The organism is Amycolatopsis sp. cmx-11-12, assembly GCF_046269425.1.
Classification (GTDB): Bacteria; Actinomycetota; Actinomycetes; order Mycobacteriales; family Pseudonocardiaceae; genus Amycolatopsis.
This window is the reverse complement of the sequence record NZ_JADNQM010000008.1, coordinates 1-16,415: the sequence shown is the minus strand read 5'-3', so window position 1 is coordinate 16,415 and position 16,415 is coordinate 1. Positions and strand designations below refer to the sequence as shown.

15 protein-coding genes are annotated in these 16,415 nt (G+C 68.3%); 11 read left to right on the top strand and 4 right to left on the bottom strand.

Annotated elements, in window-relative coordinates:
• Positions 1-9 precede the first annotated feature (9 nt).
• The gene (locus tag ACLARN_RS12980) at positions 10-1,794 is read right to left on the bottom strand and encodes a CocE/NonD family hydrolase (RefSeq protein ID WP_409491617.1); all 1,785 of its coding nucleotides are present in this window, start codon (positions 1,792-1,794) and stop codon (positions 10-12) included.
• A 73-nt stretch (positions 1,795-1,867) separates the two neighbouring features.
• Here ACLARN_RS12980 and ACLARN_RS12975 point away from each other — a divergent pair, with 73 nt between their 5' ends.
• The 10 genes from ACLARN_RS12975 (at position 1,868) to ACLARN_RS12930 (ending at position 10,340) form a co-directional block, all read left to right on the top strand.
• Positions 1,868-2,239 (top strand): hypothetical protein, encoded by a 372-nt coding sequence (locus ACLARN_RS12975; protein ID WP_409491616.1) that lies wholly within the window; start codon positions 1,868-1,870, stop codon positions 2,237-2,239.
• Positions 2,236-2,400, top strand: a complete 165-nt coding sequence (locus ACLARN_RS12970) for a hypothetical protein (protein WP_409491615.1) — start codon at positions 2,236-2,238, stop codon at positions 2,398-2,400. The genes ACLARN_RS12975 and ACLARN_RS12970 overlap by 4 nt, the downstream gene beginning before the upstream one ends.
• A 12-nt stretch (positions 2,401-2,412) precedes the next feature.
• Positions 2,413-3,102 (top strand): response regulator, encoded by a 690-nt coding sequence (locus ACLARN_RS12965; protein ID WP_409491614.1) that lies wholly within the window; start codon positions 2,413-2,415, stop codon positions 3,100-3,102.
• Positions 3,099-4,448: a histidine kinase dimerization/phospho-acceptor domain-containing protein gene (locus ACLARN_RS12960; protein ID WP_409491613.1), complete on the top strand. Its 1,350-nt coding sequence runs from the start codon at positions 3,099-3,101 to the stop codon at positions 4,446-4,448. Before ACLARN_RS12965 ends, ACLARN_RS12960 begins: the two co-directional genes overlap by 4 nt.
• Before the next feature lie 4 nt (positions 4,449-4,452).
• Complete coding sequence (locus ACLARN_RS12955; protein WP_409491612.1) at positions 4,453-5,361, top strand: LysR family transcriptional regulator; 909 nt, start codon at positions 4,453-4,455, stop codon at positions 5,359-5,361.
• Positions 5,362-5,560: 199 nt separating this feature from the next.
• Positions 5,561-6,718, top strand: a complete 1,158-nt coding sequence (locus ACLARN_RS12950; RefSeq protein ID WP_409491611.1) for a CaiB/BaiF CoA transferase family protein — start codon at positions 5,561-5,563, stop codon at positions 6,716-6,718.
• Between the two features lie 9 nt (positions 6,719-6,727).
• The gene (locus tag ACLARN_RS12945) at positions 6,728-7,495 is read left to right on the top strand and encodes a crotonase/enoyl-CoA hydratase family protein (protein ID WP_409491610.1); all 768 of its coding nucleotides are present in this window, start codon (positions 6,728-6,730) and stop codon (positions 7,493-7,495) included.
• Position 7,496: 1 nt separating this feature from the next.
• Positions 7,497-8,243, top strand: a complete 747-nt coding sequence (locus ACLARN_RS12940; RefSeq protein ID WP_409491609.1) for an acetoacetate decarboxylase — start codon at positions 7,497-7,499, stop codon at positions 8,241-8,243.
• Complete coding sequence (locus ACLARN_RS12935; protein WP_409491608.1) at positions 8,240-9,169, top strand: 3-hydroxyacyl-CoA dehydrogenase NAD-binding domain-containing protein; 930 nt, start codon at positions 8,240-8,242, stop codon at positions 9,167-9,169. Before ACLARN_RS12940 ends, ACLARN_RS12935 begins: the two co-directional genes overlap by 4 nt.
• A 1-nt stretch (position 9,170) precedes the next feature.
• The gene (locus ACLARN_RS12930) at positions 9,171-10,340 is read left to right on the top strand and encodes an acyl-CoA dehydrogenase family protein (RefSeq protein WP_409491607.1); all 1,170 of its coding nucleotides are present in this window, start codon (positions 9,171-9,173) and stop codon (positions 10,338-10,340) included.
• A 372-nt stretch (positions 10,341-10,712) separates the two neighbouring features.
• Here the strand turns inward: ACLARN_RS12930 and ACLARN_RS12925 are convergent, their stop codons facing one another.
• The 3 genes from ACLARN_RS12925 to ACLARN_RS12915 all read right to left on the bottom strand — a co-directional run bounded on the left by ACLARN_RS12925 (position 10,713) and on the right by ACLARN_RS12915 (position 14,005).
• Positions 10,713-12,125: a neutral zinc metallopeptidase gene (locus ACLARN_RS12925; protein ID WP_409491606.1), complete on the bottom strand. Its 1,413-nt coding sequence runs from the start codon at positions 12,123-12,125 to the stop codon at positions 10,713-10,715.
• Between the two features lie 87 nt (positions 12,126-12,212).
• Positions 12,213-12,863 (bottom strand): response regulator, encoded by a 651-nt coding sequence (locus tag ACLARN_RS12920; protein WP_409491605.1) that lies wholly within the window; start codon positions 12,861-12,863, stop codon positions 12,213-12,215.
• A complete protein-coding gene (locus ACLARN_RS12915; RefSeq protein ID WP_409491604.1) occupies positions 12,860-14,005 on the bottom strand; it encodes a sensor histidine kinase in 1,146 nt (381 codons plus the stop codon). The genes ACLARN_RS12920 and ACLARN_RS12915 overlap by 4 nt, the downstream gene beginning before the upstream one ends.
• A gap of 174 nt (positions 14,006-14,179) precedes the next feature.
• On the opposite strand from ACLARN_RS12915, the gene ACLARN_RS12910 reads away from it, so the two are divergent.
• Entirely contained in the window at positions 14,180-15,928 is a 1,749-nt protein-coding gene (locus ACLARN_RS12910) for a PDR/VanB family oxidoreductase (protein ID WP_409491603.1), read from the top strand.
• Positions 15,929-16,415: the final 487 nt, after the last annotated feature.

The following is a 16,415-nucleotide window of genomic DNA, read 5'->3' as shown; positions in this document are numbered from 1 at the left end:
ACCAGAGGACTAGTTGCGGCCAACAACCGGTACCGACAGCGAAGTTCCGGCAAGGTCGAAGGTCACCCGGGCGCCTGGTGCGGGAAGGGCCGGGTCGAACATGTCCGCGTCCGTCCCGCCGAGGACGAGCGCCAGCCGGTGCCCGGCCGGGACGACGTGGTCGAGGCTGCTCAACCGGAACGTCATCGTGTACGCCTTGCCGGGCTCCAGAAGTTCGCCCCGCCAGAGCGAGCGGTGGTGGCCGAGGTCGGCCCAGCCGGTCGCCACGATCCTTGTGTCCACTGTGGTCAGATCGGCGACGGTGTCGAGGAAGCATCCGGTGTCCGCGGCCGTTCCCGCGCCCCAGCAGGATCGGGACGTCAGGTTCTTGAGACCGAGCGCGGGGAACTGGGTGTTCCGCACCGTCGCGGGACCGTAGTCGACCAGCACCGCGCCGAGCCGCGCGCTGGGCTTGTCCGAACGGGCGATCACCGTCACCGTCGCGGTTCCGGCGACGCGGGTGTCCGCGCGCACCGGCTCACCTGCGAAGACGAGGCGCTCCGGGCTGGACTGCGACGGGTTCTTCACCCATTGGGACGCCCCGCGCGCCGGGTCGTCGGTCAGCGAAGCCGCACCAGAGGCAGGACGCGCCCCCAGCCCACCCGCCGCGGAAGGCCACAGCGTGCTCGACCTCGAAGCAGGCGGCCAGCGGCGTTCGTCCGCCCACCGGTCCGGGGTGTGCTCGATCCGGATCGCCGGTTCGGCCTCGACGCCGTTGCGGACGCCGAGCAGCCACCGGTCGAACCAGCGGTGCAGCGTCTTCACGAACAGTGACCGGTCGAGGTCGAACGGGTCGACGTGCGCCGCCTGGTGCAGCCACGCCTTGCGCGGCACGCCGTACGCGTTCAGCGCCTCCCACCAGGGCCCGAACTGGATCGGGTTGACGTTGAGATCGTGGAAGCCCATCGACGCGAAAACGCTTGCGCGCACCTTCCCGGTCTTCGCCACGTAGTCGAGCCCACGCCAGTACTCGTTGAAGTTCCCGTCCGTCCCCGCGCGCCGCGCGTTGTCCTCCTCGAACGGCTGACAGAGCTTCTGCGCCCGCTCGTTGTACAGGCCCGGCCCACCCGCCCAGCCGAAATACGCGCCGTGCGAGTTATGGACCTCGTAGTACGAACTGACCCCGGCGATCGGCACGATGGTCTTGAGACCGTCGATCCCGGACGCCGCCATCCCGATCGCCGTCGCCCCGTCCTGCGACTTCCCGATCGCGCCGACCGACCCGTTCGCCCAGCTCGCGCGGACCCGCTCCGGCCCGAACGGAGTCCGGAAGGCCTGAGCACGCCCGTTGAGCCAGTTCACGACCCCGTTGCCGGAGGCGACGTCGTCGAAACACCCGGAGGAGCGATTGGTGCCCCCGACGTCGACCAGCACGACCGCGTACCCGCGTGGCACGAAGTAGTTGTCGTAAAACAGCGGGAACTGCGACGGCGTGCCGTCGGGGAGGTACGTCTTCGGCTGGCGCTCGTTGCCGCGCCCGATCTTCTCGAAGTACGGGCTGACGTCCATGATCACCGGAACGCGTCCGGCCGGTTCCGACGGGCGGATGATGTCGGCGGCGACCCGGTCGACCTGTCCGTCGCGATCCAGGTCTTGGCCTGTTTCGACCCAGGCGGTCTCGCGGATCGCCTTGTCGTAGGAGTACACCGGCTGGCTGACGCCGTCACGCAGGACGAACGCGGGTGCGGCGACAGCGGGTGTGGCGGCGAACAGCAACGTCGCCACCACGGTGGCGGTCAAAGTCTTCAGCCCCATCAACCGAGTATCGCTTACAAAACCCGAACATCGCCCCCACACTTCTCGTATCTGTCCACGCGACGCTCTTCGCATGCTGAAACACACCATCGCCGTCTGCCTGACCGCGGCCGGTCTCATCGCCCTCGCCCCGGCCGCCTCTGCCCAAACCGCTCCGATCACTCTCAGCCCCGAAGAATCCCAGCAATTGTGTGCCGACTGGCTGCCCAAGCTCACCCAGCGCACCACGAAGCTCACCGACCGCATCAACGGCGGGCCCGAGATCCGCGGTTCCGTCGCGAACCTCAAGGCCAGGGCCGAGGGCCAGCGCAAGAAGAATCACAACGACTTCGCCGACAAGCTCCAGAAGCGGGCCGACAAGCGCAGCGGACGTCTTCCCGAACTCACCGCGGCGAAGCAGAAGCTGGACGCGTTCGCGGGCGCGCACTGCAAGGCGGGGAAGTGAAGCGCCTACTGGCCGTGACCCTCACCGCGTTCGCGCTGTTCGGCGCGGCCGCGTGCACCGACGAAAAGCCGGCATCGAGTCGCGCGCCGGGCGAACTCAGCGACGTCCAGCGCACCCTCGACTCGATAGAGCAGGACATGGCCGGCGACCCGGCCCCGTGACAGGATCGGCCGGTGACGACGCAACCGGGACGCGGGCTGGTACTGGTCGTCGAGGACGACCCCGCGATCGCCGAACTCGCCTCGCTGTATCTGAAGCGGGACGGGTTCGGCGTGCGGATCGAGGCGGACGGCGGCGCGGCGCTGGCCACGATCCAGCGGCTGCGCCCGGTCGCGATCGTCCTCGACATCGGACTGTCCGGAATGGACGGTATCGAGATCTGCCGGACGCTGCGCGCGGACGGCGACTGGACGCCGGTGCTATTCGTGACGGCCCGCGACGACGAACTGGATCGCTTGCTCGGCCTGGAGATCGGCGCGGATGACTATCTGACGAAACCGTTCAGCCCTCGTGAACTCTCGGCCAGGGTCCGGACCGTCCTGCGCAGGGCCGCCGGGGCCACGCCGCCCGCCGAGACCTACGTGGCGGGTTCCATCCGCGTCGACGTCACCCAGCGCCGGGTCTGGGCCGCCGACACCGAAATAGCGTTGACCTCGACCGAATTCGACCTGCTCACCCATCTGGTGCGGCGCCCCGGTCAGGTGTTCAGCCGCGAGCAGTTGCTCAGCTCGGTCTGGGGCTACGCCGCGTCGGCGGGCACGCGGACCGTCGACGTCCACATCGCCCAGCTGCGCGGGAAACTGGGCGGCCACAGTCCGATCAGGACGGTCCGCGGGATCGGTTACGCGGCGGACGCCGGATGAAACGGACCTCGCTCGCGCTGCGGATCACCGTGGTGTGCCTGGCGATCGCCGCGGTCGCGGTGGTGGTGGCCGGGCTGGTCGCGGCCCGGTTGATCCGCACGGCTGGGACCGAGGTGCTCCGGCAGTCGCTGTCCTCGCAGGCCGACGTGGTCGCGAGCCAGCTCGACGACACCGGCATCGGCAACCGGCTCGGCGTGGGCAAGGTCGCGGAAGTCGTTCGCGGGCAAGGGATCGACGTCGTCGTCCGCCGTCCGAACGGGACACTCGACGGCGCCGGGACGGTCGCCGCGATCGCCGCCACCAAGACGGGGTTCACCCGCTCGGGCAAGGTGCTCGTCGAGGGGCAGCAGTACCTTGTCGAGGCCCGCACCGTCGGCGCGCGGGGTGCCGCGTTCGCGCTCGTCCAGTCGACCAAGACCGGCGAGGCGCGCGGGCGGATGCTGGTGCGCAACACCGTGCTCGCGCTCGGCGCCGGGCTGGCGGTCGCCGCGATCGCCGGGCTGGTGCTGAGCCGGATGCTGTCCCGGCCGCTGCGGCGGGCCGCGTCGGTGGCGAACGGCATGCGGTCCGGGCGCCGTGACCTGCGGGTTCCGGTCGAAGGGCCGTCCGAGGTCGCGGACGTGGCGAAGTCGGTCAACGAGCTGGCCGACGCCCTCCAGTACAGCGAGGCGCGGCAACGGGAGTTCCTGCTTTCGGTGTCGCACGAACTGCGGACGCCGCTGACCGCCGTCACCGGGTTCGCCGAGGCGATCAGCGACGGCGTGGCCGAAGGCGAGGACGCGCGCCGTGCCGGTGAGACCATCCACCGCGAGGCTCAGCGCCTGGAACGCCTGGTCAGCGACCTGCTGGAGCTGGCAAGACTCGGCGCCGACGAATTCCCCCTCGATCCCGCGCGGCTCGACCTCGCCGCGCTCGTCGACGAATGCGCCGAGGTCTGGCGGCTGCGCTGCGCTCAGCGGAAGGTGACGCTGCTGGTCGAGCGGCCGCCCGCCGAGGTCCCGGTCATCGCCGATCCGCGACGGCTTCGCCAGGTCGTCGACGGGCTGGCCGAGAACGCCCTTCGAGTGACTCCGGCGGGCGCCCCGATCGTGTTCTCCCTGACGTCCTTCGAGGGACAGGCTCTGCTGGCGGTCCGCGACGGCGGCCCGGGGCTGGCGCCGGAGGACTACCCGGTCGCGTTCGACCGCGGGGTGCTGCACAAGCGGTACCGCGACAGCCGTCCGGTCGGTTCGGGCATCGGGCTCGCGCTGGCCCATGGCCTGGTCACCCGGATGGGCGGCACGCTGACCGCCGGTCCGGCGCCGGAAGGCGGAGCCGCGTTCACCGTGGCGCTGCGGTTAGGGTGATCACGTGGAGATGTTGCACCTGCGGTATTTCGTGGCCGTCGCGGAGGAGCTGAACTTCTCCCAGGCGGCCAGGAAGCTGCACATGGCCGCCTCCCCGCTGAGCCAGCGCATCAAGGATCTCGAACACGAACTCGGCCACAAACTGTTCGACCGCAGCACACACCACGTGACGCTCACCGCGGCGGGTGCGGCGCTGCTGCCGATCGCGCGGGACGTCCTCGACCAGGTCAACGCGATTCCCTGGCGGTTGCAGGAGGCGGTGAAGCCGCGGCGGAGCACCGTGTTCATCGGCATGCCCGCCGGGGTGCATCCGGCACTGCGGGAGCGGGTCAAACGGCTCGAAGAACGCTGCCACGACCGGTTCGAACTCAAACGCTGGCCGGGGACGACACCCGATCTGGTCGCCGCGGTGCACGAGGGCAAACTCGCGTTGTCACTCGTCCGGATGCCGGTGACGGATCCCGCGCTGGAGATCATCCCGGTGCAGGTCGAGCGGCTCGGTGCCGTCGTGCCCGCCGACCGGTTCTCCGTCCGGGAAACGGTCGACATCGCCGAATTGAGTGATCTGTCCTACATCCCGTCCGCCTCGGAAAGCATTCCGGCCTATTCGGACGATATGGACCGGAAATTGTCCAACGCGGGCATCAAGAAAAGGCTCAAAGTCGGCGGAACCGAATATTCGGGCATCTCGGAATTGGTGGCGAACGGTTCGTCGTTCTCGATCACCATGCTCGATCCGGCCAGTCCGATGCACCTGTTCCTCGTCGACGGCGCCACCATCCTGCCGTTCGCGGATTTCCGTCCTCAGCTGGAGACCGCCCTGGTCTGGCGCCGCGACCGCGCCGAGGACGGCGACCTCGCCGGGCTCATCGAAGGCGTCCGCGAGATCTTCGCCGAACCGCTTTCGACCTGAACAGGGGTGACACCGCACCGCACTCGCGTGCTCAGAGCACACAAATCACGCCTTCGACCACTTTCCAAGGGAACCCAATTCGGACACCAGAATGGTATGACCACCGTGGTCATACCATTCTTCTTTTCTTGATCATTCCCTTTATCGCTATTCGCGCCTAACTTCGAAGTTAGAGCGAACAACGGCGAAGGGAAAGCAAATGACTCAGACCGCCACCGGACCACTGGACGGCGTTCGCGTGATCGACCTCTCGACGGTGGTCATGGGCCCGTACGCCGCGCAGATCCTGGGCGACCTCGGCGCCGACGTGATCAAGATCGAGTCCCCCGCCGACACCGTCCGGGTGGGCAAGTTCCGCACGACGCCGGGCATGACCGCGCTCAACCTGAACGTGAACCGCAACAAGCGCAGCGTCGCCCTCAACCTCAAGGACGAGGAGCAGCGCGAGCAGGCACTCGAGCTGATCGACACCGCCGACGTCCTGATCACCAACATGCGACCGGGCGCGCTGAGCAGGCTCGGCATGAACTACGCCGACGTCGCCGCGCGCAACCCCGGCCTGGTCTACGCCCACGCGCAGGGCTTCCGCAGTGATTCCGACCGCGCGGGCCACGCCGCCTACGACGAGACGGTGCAGGCCGCGTCCGGACTGGTCGACGTCGCGAACCGCGCGCTGGGCGAGCCGGTCTACCTGCCTACGATCATCGGCGACAAGGTCTCCTCCCTGACCATCGCCTACACCGTGCTCGCGGCGCTGGTGCACCGCGACAAGACCGGCGAGGGTCAGCGCGTCGAGATCCCGATGACCGACACGCTGATCGCGTTCAACCTCGTCGAACACCTGGCCGGGCACGTTTTCGAGCCCGCGGAGAGCCCGACCGGCTTCGGCCCGTCGATGAACCCCGGACACAAGGCCGTGCACACCAAGGACGGCATGGCCTGCGTGATCCCCTACAACCCGCGGAACTTCCGCGACTTCTTCCAGGCCGCGGGACGGCCGGACCTGGCCGAGGACCCGCGGGTCAACGGCGACGCCATCGACGGCGCCGACCACGAAGCCCTCGCCGAGATGATCGCCGACTGCGCCCCGGCACTGACCACCGAAGAGTGGACCGAGGTCTGCGCGAAGCACAGCATCCCGATGGCCCCGGTCCTGGAACTGGACACCGCGCAGGACGACGAGTACGTCCGCGACGGACACCTGCTCGACGTCGTCGAGCACCCGAGCGAGGGCTCGATTCGCACCATCGGCATCCCGGTGAAGTTCTCCGCGACCCCCGGTTCCGTGCGGCGCCTGGCACCCCTGCCGGGCCAGGACACCGAAGACGTCCTGCGCGAACTCGTCACCACCCGCTGAGGAAGAAGCATGAGCACCACAGAAGTAAGGACAGAACGGGTCGGCGGCACCCTGCTGATCACGATCGACCGGCCGCAGGCCCGCAACGCGGTGAACGCCGCCGTCGCGGCAGGCCTGGCCGAAGCGCTCGACCTCCTGGAAGCCGATCCCACGCTGCGGGCCGGGGTCCTGACCGGCGCGGACGGTTCGTTCAGCGCGGGCATGGATCTGAAGGCCGCACTGAAGGGCGAGTCGCCCGAGGTCCCCGGCCGCGGTTTCGGCGGGCTGACCGAGGCCGAGTTGTCGAAACCGCTGATCGCGGCCGTCGAAGGCTGGGCCATGGGCGGCGGTTTCGAACTGGCGCTGGGCTGCGACCTGATCGTCGCCGCCGAGGACGCGAAGTTCGGGCTGCCCGAGGTGAAGCGCGGTCTGATCGCCGCGGGCGGTGGTGTGATCCGGCTGCCGAAGCGGATCCCGCACCACCTGGCGATGGAGTTCCTGCTCACCGGCGAGCCGATCAGCGCCGAGCGCGCCGGAAACCTCGGCCTGGTGAACCGCGCCGTCCCGGCCGGTGAGGCCGCCGCCGTCGCGTTGCAACTCGCCGAACAGGTCGCCGCCAACGCACCCCTGGCGCTGGCACTGGTCAAGAAGATCGTCCGCGCCGCCGACGGCGTCCCGGACGCGCAAGCGTTTGCCACCCAGCGTTCGGAACTGCCGGCGCTGATGAAGTCGGCCGACGTCCGCGAGGGCATGCAGGCCTTCGCCGAGCGCCGGACTCCACAGTGGACAGGTGAGTGACATGAAGCAGCAAGAAGTCCTCCAGCACGTGACCACCCCGCTCACCAACCCGGCGTACGCGCCGGTGGTGCCGCGGTTCACGAACCGCGAGTACCTGAACATCGTCTACCGCACCCACGCCGACGCACTGCGCGCCGTCGTCCCGGAGCCCCTGGAAATCGACGAGCCGCTGGTGCGGTTCGAGGTGATGAAGATGGGCGATGTCAGCAGTTACGGGCCGTACACCGAGTCCGGCCAGGCGATTCCGGTGAATTTCGAGGGCGAGCGCGGCGAGTACCTGCACGCGATGTACCTCGACAACTTCCCGGCCACCGCGTCCGGCCGCGAGATCAGCGCCTACCCGAAAACGATCGGTTCGCCGGAGTTGTTCGCCGAGAACGGCGCGCTCGTCGGGACACTCGACTACGGCAGCCAGCGGGTCGCGACCGCGACCATGGGCTACAAGCACCACCGGCTGGACGTCCGCGAGGCCGAAGCGCAGATCACCGTGCCGACGTTCATGCTCAAGACCATCCCGGACTACGACGGTTCGCCGCGGGTCTTCGAACTGGTCCGCACCGAGATCACCGACGTGGTGGTCAAGGAGGCGTGGACCGGACCCGCGCGGCTGCAACTGTTCCAGCACGTCCTGGCCCCGCTCGCCGATCTCCCGGTGCTGGAGGTCGTTTCCGCGAGCCACATCCTCACCGACCTGACGCTCGCCCCGGTCAAGCCGGTCTTCGACTACCTGAAGGGAGCGCAGTCATGACTTTTCGCTCTGCCGCGGTGATCGGCGCGGGAACGATCGGCCTTTCGTGGACGGCGTTGTTCGCCTCGCACGGGATGGACGTCTGGGTCACGGACCCGCGGCCGGACCTCGCCGACGCCGTCAACGGCGCACTGGAGGCCTTCGCCCCGCACCTCGGCCAGGACGCCGCGGACCTCGCCCCTCGTGTCCACCTCGCCGTGGGCGTCTCCGAGGCCGTCCGGAACGCGGATGTCGTGCAGGAGAACGGACCCGAGGACGTCGAGTTCAAAAAGGACCTGTTCGCGACCCTGGTCCGCGAGGCGCCGTCGCACGCACTGCTGCTCAGCTCGTCTTCGGCGATCCCTTCGACGGCCTTCGCCGCGGACCTCGATGACGCGTCGCGTGTCCTGATCGGACACCCGTTCAACCCGCCGCACCTGATCCCGCTGGTCGAGGTCGTACCCGGTGAGCGCACCAGTGCCGAATCGGTCGACCGCGCTGTCGAGTTCTACCGGTTCGTCGGCCGTACTCCGGTGGTGGAGCGCAAGGAGATCCCCGGGTTCGTCGGCAACCGGTTGCAGAACGCGCTGAGCCGCGAAGCGATCTACCTGGTGGAACAGGGCGTCGTGTCACCGTCCGAATTGGACGCCGTGATGACGAACTCGCTCGGCATCCGCTGGTCGACCGTCGGGCCGTTCCTCGGCTCGCATCTGGGCGGCGGTCCCGGCGGCTACCGGCATATGGCCGAGCACATCGGCAAGTCGATGAAGAAGATGTGGGCGGGCCTCGGCCAGCCCTCGCAGAACCCGGAAGAACAGGAACGGCTCATCGAAGCCGTGGAATCCGCTTACGGCTCCTCCACGTACTCGGAACTCGCCGAGGCGCGCGACCGCAAGCAGCTCGCGGTGCTGTCCGCTTTGGACAGTGCCCGTACGGAGGAGAACTGACATGACCGCCGACTTCTACGACTACGAGGCCCTGCTGCCGGAGGAGGAGCGCAAGCTGCTACTCAAGGCTCGCGACTTCATGCGCACCGAGGTCAAGCCGCTCGTGAACGAGTACTGGGCGAAGGGCGAGTTCCCACACGAACTCGTCGGCAAGTTCCGCGAACAGGGCCTCGCCGGGTTGCCCTACGAGGGCTACGGCGAACACCTTCCGGCCACGAGCCACCTGCTCAGCGGCATGATGGCGATGGAGATGACCCGCACGGATCCTTCCGTGGCCACGTTCTTCGGTGTCCACAACGGACTCGCGATGTACAGCATCTACTCGGGTGGCGACCAGGAACAGCGTGACCGCTGGCTCCCGTCGATGGCGGCGATGGACAAGATCGGCGCGTTCGCGATGACCGAGCCGCTCGGCGGCTCCGACGTCGCGGGCGGCATGCGCACCACCGCTCGACGCGATGGTGACACCTGGATCCTCAACGGTGCCAAGAAGTGGATCGGGAACGCGACCTTCGCCGACCTGGTCATCGTGTGGGCCCGCGACGAGGAAGACAACAACGTCAAGGGTTTCGTGGTCGAGAAGGACTCCCCCGGATTCGTCCCGGTGAAGATCGAGAACAAATTCGCGTTCCGGATCGTGGAGAACGCGGAGATCACGCTGACCGACGTCCGGGTTCCGGAAGCCAACCGGCTGCAAGGCATCGACTCGTTCCGCGACGTCGCGGAGATCCTCCGCGCGACCCGCGGTGGCGTGGCGTGGCAGGGGCTGGGCGTGATGATCGGCGCCTACGAACTCGCGTTGGACTACGCCAAGGAGCGCAAGCAGTTCGGCCGTCCGATCGCGCGATTCCAGATGGTGCAGGACATGCTGGTGAAAAGCCTCGGCAACATCACCGCTTCGTGGGGCATGCTCGTGCAGCTCGCCCGGTTGCAGGACGCGGGGATCTTCAAGGACGAGCACTCGTCGCTGGCCAAGGCGTTCGTGACGTCACGGATGCGTGAGGTCGTCGCCTGGGGCCGGGAGATCTTCGGCGGCAACGGGATCGTGCTGGACAACGACATCATGCGGTTCTTCACCGACGCCGAGGCGATCTACTCGTTCGAAGGCACACGGGAGATGAACACGCTGATCGTCGGCAAGGCCATCACCGGGCAAAGCGCCTTCGTGTAAGCACTGTTCCGTGAAGGCCTCCTTGCCTACTTTGAGGGTCAATGCCAGGAACTTAAAGGTCGGCGCCCGAGGTTCTCGGACTGTCTACATAGGACGCCCGGCGGGGTTGAATTGTCTGATTTGATATTGTTTGTCCGAGTTCTCTAGTACGTGAAGGCCCCTTTCCTTGCGCCTGGCGCAAGGAAAGGGGCCTTCACGTACTAGAGACAACCGAGCCGACGCGAGAGCACGTTCACCCCCGTCGGCGACCCGTCCGGGTCCTGCCGTTGCCCATCTGACCAGAGCAAAAACGTCAGAAACACGCCCGCGCCATCAACCTTAAGTTCCTGGCATTGACCCTCAAGGTACGGAAGGAGGCCTTCACGCGCATTCCTAGCGGTACTTCTCGCCGCAGGTCTCCTGGCTCCCGGAAGAGAAGCCGTCCCGGAAGGCGGCGACCCTGGCGAAGCCCGCCGGGAGCGTCCGGCCCCGGACGTCCGCGGCGATCAGGCTGTTCCGCGTCAGCATCTCGGCGATGGCCTCGTCGAGGTCGCCCGGCGACAACGTGAGCGAACCGCGTTTACCGTCCACAATGGTCGATGCCCAGAATCCGGTGAGGCACGCCGTGCGCTGCGCGGCCACCGGACCGTCGAGCCGGAACCCGCCTTCCTGCTGAACGGCGAGGGTGTAGCGCGACGCGACCTCGGCGAACGCGGCGAAGTCACCGATTCCGCGTGGGCGTCCCCTTTGCGGCGGCGTCCCGATGCGGACGAGGCCGTCGAGGTCGAGGTTGATCTGGTTGGATTCCGAGCAGTACGACGCGAGCGCGTCCTCCGTCGTCACGCCACACGCGGCGCCGGTGGTCAGCGTCGGCGGGGTGGCCGCGAGCCGGAACGCCTGCCGGAGGCTGGTGGTGAGGTCGGCCAAGGCCTCCCGGTTGTCGAGCCGGACGTTCTCCGCCGCCGCCTGCTCGTTCGCCGCGGCGGAGCCGAAACCGCCTTGTGTACTGCGGCCTTCGATCTCCCGTTCGTCGATCATCGCGCACCGGGCGGGCCCGTCGGTGAAGCCGAATTGGAACGCCGAAACGCGGTCGAACGCGTTGCCGTGCGCGCCGTCGTCGTCGAAGGCGACCCCGGCGGAGTCGCGGATCTGGAACAGCGCGGTGAGCACCTCGTTCAGCCCGCGCCCGGTGGAGACCTGGAACATCGGAGACTTGCCCTCGGCGACCCAGCGGAGGTACGCCCCGGTGTAGCAGTCGGCCTGCTGTTCCTTGACGATCGACGGCGTCGCGGCCGGGAGGCCCAGCCGGAACTGGACGGCGTGGCCGATCTCGTGGGCGAGTACGGCCATCACCGCCGCCGGGCCGATCGAGTCGTTGAGCATCGGCAGCAGTTCGCCGCGATCCCAGGCGACGACGTCGTCGGCCGAGCAGTAGAACGCGTTGACCAGCCCTGCCGTGGAGGCTCCGCAGATCACGCGGCCACGGCCGCCCGAGTCGTACGAGACGAGGTTGGCCAGCGGCCGGAACTCGCGTTCGAAGATCGCGGGCAGATGCTCTTGCCAGTATCGCTGGACGTCGGCGACGGCGTTGGCCGCGAGCTTGTCGATCTCGCCGTCGTCCCCGCCGGTGACCGGGAGTCCCGCGTCGAGCACGCCGGGCTTGAGCCCACTGGGCCCGTCGGTGATCCCGAGCCCGGCGACCCGGGTGGGGTCCACCGGTTGTGCCGCTCCTCCTACGGTCGCGGCACAACCGGCGAGGAACAGAGACAGGCTCACCAGGATCGCCCAACCGGATCGACGCTTCATCACGCCATCGACACGGACGGCGGACCGACGCGGTTCAAAAGAATCTTGGAGATCTTCAAACCCGCAAGTAGAGGACTACTTGCAGCCTTAGTCGAGCAGCGCGGCGCGGTGGGCGAGCAGGGCCGCCTGGACGCGATTGGTGCACGCGAGTTTCGCGAGAATACGACTGACGTGGGTTTTCACCGTGGCCTCGCTGAGATGGAACTCGGCGGCGATATCGACGTTGGACAGCCCGCGGGCGACAGCGACGAGCACTTCGCGTTCCTTGCCGGTCAAGACCTCGAGCCGCCGTTCGGCGTCGGCCCGCGGCCCGGTGACGGGTTCGGTGAACCGGGTGAGCAGGCGACGGGTGATCCGGGGAGAGAGCATCGCGTCGCCGCCGGCGGCGGACCGGACCGCGGTGAGCATGTCGTTCGCGGTCGCGTCCTTGAGCAGGAAGCCGACGGCTCCGGCACGCAGCGCGGTGTCGACGTACTCGTCCAGGTCGAAGGTGGTCAAGACCACGACCTTCGGTGGATCCACCAGTCCGCGAAGCCGCCGGGCGGCGTCGAGGCCGTCGACACGGGGCATCCTGATGTCGAGCAGGACCACGTCGGGCCGGGTGGATCGAGCCAGGCTCACCGCTTCGGCACCATCGGCGGCCTCACCGGTGACGGTGATGTCGTCGGCGGACTCCATGATCGTGCGCAGCATGGACCGCACCATCCACTCGTCGTCGGCGATGAGAACGCGGATCACCGGCCGGACTCCCTGTCGATGGGGACGACGGCCTCGACGAGGTACCCGCCGTCCGCGGTGGGCTCGGCGGTCAGCTCGCCCCCGACGAGACGGATCCGTTCGGCGATACCGAGCAGGCCGTGCCCGCCACCGGGCAGTCCACTGCCGCGGTCGGCCGCGGTACCGCCACGGTTGTGCACGACGAGCCGGAGCAGGTCCGGTTCCCGGCGCACGCGGACTTGGGTCGCGGCGTCGCCGGCATGCTTGCGGACGTTGGTGAGCGCCTCCTGGACCACGCGGTATACCGCGTGCTGGACCAGCGCGGGCGTCGGCGTGCCGGTGTCCACGTCGAGGACGACCGGAACCCCGAGCGCGCGGGTCTGGTCCACCAGGTCGGCGAGGTCGGCCAGGCCCGGTTGCGGTGCCAGCGGAGCCGCACTGTCGGCCCGCAGCACGGACACCACGGAACGCAGTTCGTCGAGCGCGGCTCGCCCGATCTTCCCTATCCGCCCGGCGACCGCGGTGGCGTCGCGACCATGGGTGGCCTCCAGCGCGGTCGCGTGCAGCACCATCAGCGAAACGCGGTGGGTGACGACGTCGTGCATGTCGCGGGCGATCTGGGCACGTTCGTCGCTGCGGGCCTGCCGGACCCTCAGGTCCCGTTCCTGCTCTGCCTGTTCGACCCGTTCACGCATTTCGGAGATCAGCTCGCGCCGGGTGCCGACGTAGAGGCCGAGCAGCGCGGGGGCCACGCAGACGGCGACACAGTGCGGAAGGCTCGCGTCGAAACCGCCCAGCCGCCAGATCGGCAGGCCGACCACGATCAGCGTGCCGACGGTGCTGAGCGCGGTGAGCCGCCACGAGCGGGTGCGTTCGGCCACGGTGTACTGGGCGAGCATGACCGCGAAGATCCCCGACAGCGCCACCCAGCCCGCGAGCGCGACCACGGCGAACCACGACGGGCGGCCCCGCCGGAACCAGGCCGTGACCCCCACCAGCGTTACGACCGGGAGCCAGAACCACAACGGTGGGTACCAGCGAAAGTAGCCGTAGATGAGACCCGACGCCGCGAACGGGGTGGTCGCCACCGCGCAGCAGACCGCCAGCGCACCATCGGCCACCCGGGCCGGCACGGAGATCGCAGACAGGTCCACGGGGCGCATACCGATCAACCTAATCCGATCGCCGCCGATCGACATCGGTGAAAAGTTGTAGACGGCGACCGCGGATATCCCTCCATCGGCGCGCGGTCCGCGTCGTTGTGCCGACGCGACCGGCCGGTGGCGGCCACGACGCTTGGTCCCATGAAGGAAACCCGATCCCCGTCTTGGCGAACGATGACACCGCGAGCACACCAGCGGTGGTGGCAGCTCGGCTTCGCCGGGTTCTCCGTGGCCGCGATCCTGATCCTGTTCCCCGGCGAGAACGCCGTACTGCCGACGATCCGCACGATGGGGGTGGTCGGCTACGCGGTGGCGGCAGCCGTGTCCCTCGGATGCGCCGCCGCCCTTCCGAAACCGGGGGCGCGACGGCTGCTCATCGGCTTCCATCTCGCGTTCGTGCCTCTGCAGTTCCTGTTCGCCTTCCCGAACCCGGTGCCGAACCTCGGGATGGGACTTTCGGTGGTGATGCTGATCGGACTGCGGCCGCGATTCCCCCGGCTTTCGCGGCGGGCCAGGAAAGTCTGGCTCATCCTGCACATCGGCGTCAGCGTGGGATGGCTGGGCCTTTCGCTGGGGATGCTCGTGCTCGCGCTCACCGGGCTCCTCGCCGCGACGCACGCCGGACGGCACGGCGCCTACGAGATCTTCCACCTGTTCGACCTCGTGATCGTGATCCCCAGTGTGGTGCTGACGATCGTCACCGGTCTCGTCCTCGCACTCGGCACGCCTTGGGGACTGGTCAAGCACCGGTGGGTGCTGGCGAAATTCCTGATCTCCCTGAGCATCCCGGCCGCGGCGGCCGTGGAAAGCAGGTGGGTCACCGAACTGGTCGCACGCACCGAAGACCCAGCGGCCGAACCGGGGGCTCTCGGTGTCGCGCTCGTATCCACCGTCGGCTGCTTCACGATCTTGTTGTGGACCGCCACCATCCTGTCCGTCCTGAAACCGTGGGGCAGGACCAGATGGGGCCGTGACAACGGTTCTGCGCCCGCCATCGCGGTCACTGTCACCGACCGGCGACGGGTCGCCGACGACACCGTCGAGCTGACCCTGGTGCCGGCAGGCGACCATGACCTGCCGCGGTGGGAGCCAGGCGCGCACGTCGACTTGGTTCTGCCGTCGGGTCTGGTCCGCCAATATTCGCTGTGCGGCGACCCTGCCGGGACAAGTGGCTACCGGCTCGCCGTGCTGCGCGAGCCCGCGGGCCGCGGCGGTTCCGTCGAGGCACACGCCCTGCGGCCCGGTGCCCGGGTGGAGATCCGCGGTCCCCGCAACAACTTTCCGATCGTCGACGCTCCGGAACACCTGTTGATCGCCGGCGGGATCGGGATCACGCCCTTCCTGCCGATGCTTCCCCGGCTCACCGCGGCCGGTATCCCGTGGCAGCTGGTCTATCGAGGGCGTTCACTCGACCGGATGGCCTACGCCGCCCCGCTCGCGGCGGACTATCCGGGCAAGGTCTCGTTGTACCCTGCCGACACCTGTCGACGCCCGAATCTCGCCGAACTGGTGCGACGCCTTCCCGACGGGGCCGCGGTCTACTGCTGTGGCCCGGCGGAGCTGATCGAAGCGGTGACCGTGGCGATGACGCACGACTGTCCACACGGGACACTGCACGTCGAAAGATTCGCCTCCACATCGAGGACAAGGGCAGGCCACCCGTTCGACGCGGAACTGCGCCGCAGCGGACGGACCGTGCGGGTGCCCGCGGACGGCACCCTGCTGGACGCCATCCACGAGGTCAACCCCGCGGTGCCCGCTTCCTGTACCGACGGGGTGTGCGGCAGCTGCCGCGTCCCGGTACTCGCCGGTGCCCCCGACCATCGCGACGACGTGCTGCAACCGCACGAACAAGACCGGACCGACGTGATCTACCCCTGTGTCTCGCGCGCCCGCGGCGGCAAGATCGTGCTCGACGCTTGAGTCGCGAGTAGGCGACTACTCGCCCGCTCTCCTCAACAGTCTGGGAAGCCGTGCAATGAAGGGCTCCTTCCCTACCCTCAAGGTCAGGGTCCCGGCAAAGTCGCAGAGCTGCTGATCTGCGCTGCTCTTGGTAATCCGGGCTTGGCATCGCTAGTGCCCGCAAGGGTCGAGCGGGGAGGATTTCGGACGTTGAACGTCCGGATTCTTCCCCGCTCAGGGGGCTCCGCAACCGGTGTGCCCACTGACGGTGAAGGAATGGGGACACTGAACCTGGATCCACCGGTGTGATGTGGGTGTTTGGGGTGTGTCCGGGTACGCAAATGCCCTCTGGCTTGGGATGATTGTTCTTGCGACGGAACAAAAACCACTGAGCGAGAGGGCATCTGCTGGATGCGATCATCTCATACTGCCGGATCGGTGTCGGTGAGGTTCGATGATGAAAGTCTCGTGTCGTGCGCGGGGCTGGTGCCGGTGCTGCGGCTGGCCG

Excerpts from the sequence above, each read along its gene's own strand:
- ACLARN_RS12980 (WP_409491617.1), bottom strand. The coding sequence starts at position 1,794 with ATGGGGCTGAAGACTTTGACCGCCACCGTGGTGGCGACGTTGCTGTTC.
- ACLARN_RS12975 (WP_409491616.1), top strand. The coding sequence starts at position 1,868 with ATGCTGAAACACACCATCGCCGTCTGCCTGACCGCGGCCGGTCTCATC.
- ACLARN_RS12960 (WP_409491613.1), top strand. The coding sequence starts at position 3,099 with ATGAAACGGACCTCGCTCGCGCTGCGGATCACCGTGGTGTGCCTGGCG.
- ACLARN_RS12950 (WP_409491611.1), top strand. The coding sequence starts at position 5,561 with ATGACTCAGACCGCCACCGGACCACTGGACGGCGTTCGCGTGATCGAC.
- ACLARN_RS12945 (WP_409491610.1), top strand. The coding sequence starts at position 6,728 with ATGAGCACCACAGAAGTAAGGACAGAACGGGTCGGCGGCACCCTGCTG.
- ACLARN_RS12940 (WP_409491609.1), top strand. The coding sequence starts at position 7,497 with ATGAAGCAGCAAGAAGTCCTCCAGCACGTGACCACCCCGCTCACCAAC.
- ACLARN_RS12935 (WP_409491608.1), top strand. The coding sequence starts at position 8,240 with ATGACTTTTCGCTCTGCCGCGGTGATCGGCGCGGGAACGATCGGCCTT.
- ACLARN_RS12930 (WP_409491607.1), top strand. The coding sequence starts at position 9,171 with ATGACCGCCGACTTCTACGACTACGAGGCCCTGCTGCCGGAGGAGGAG.
- ACLARN_RS12925 (WP_409491606.1), bottom strand. The coding sequence starts at position 12,125 with ATGAAGCGTCGATCCGGTTGGGCGATCCTGGTGAGCCTGTCTCTGTTC.
- ACLARN_RS12915 (WP_409491604.1), bottom strand. The coding sequence starts at position 14,005 with ATGCGCCCCGTGGACCTGTCTGCGATCTCCGTGCCGGCCCGGGTGGCC.
- ACLARN_RS12910 (WP_409491603.1), top strand. The coding sequence starts at position 14,180 with ATGACACCGCGAGCACACCAGCGGTGGTGGCAGCTCGGCTTCGCCGGG.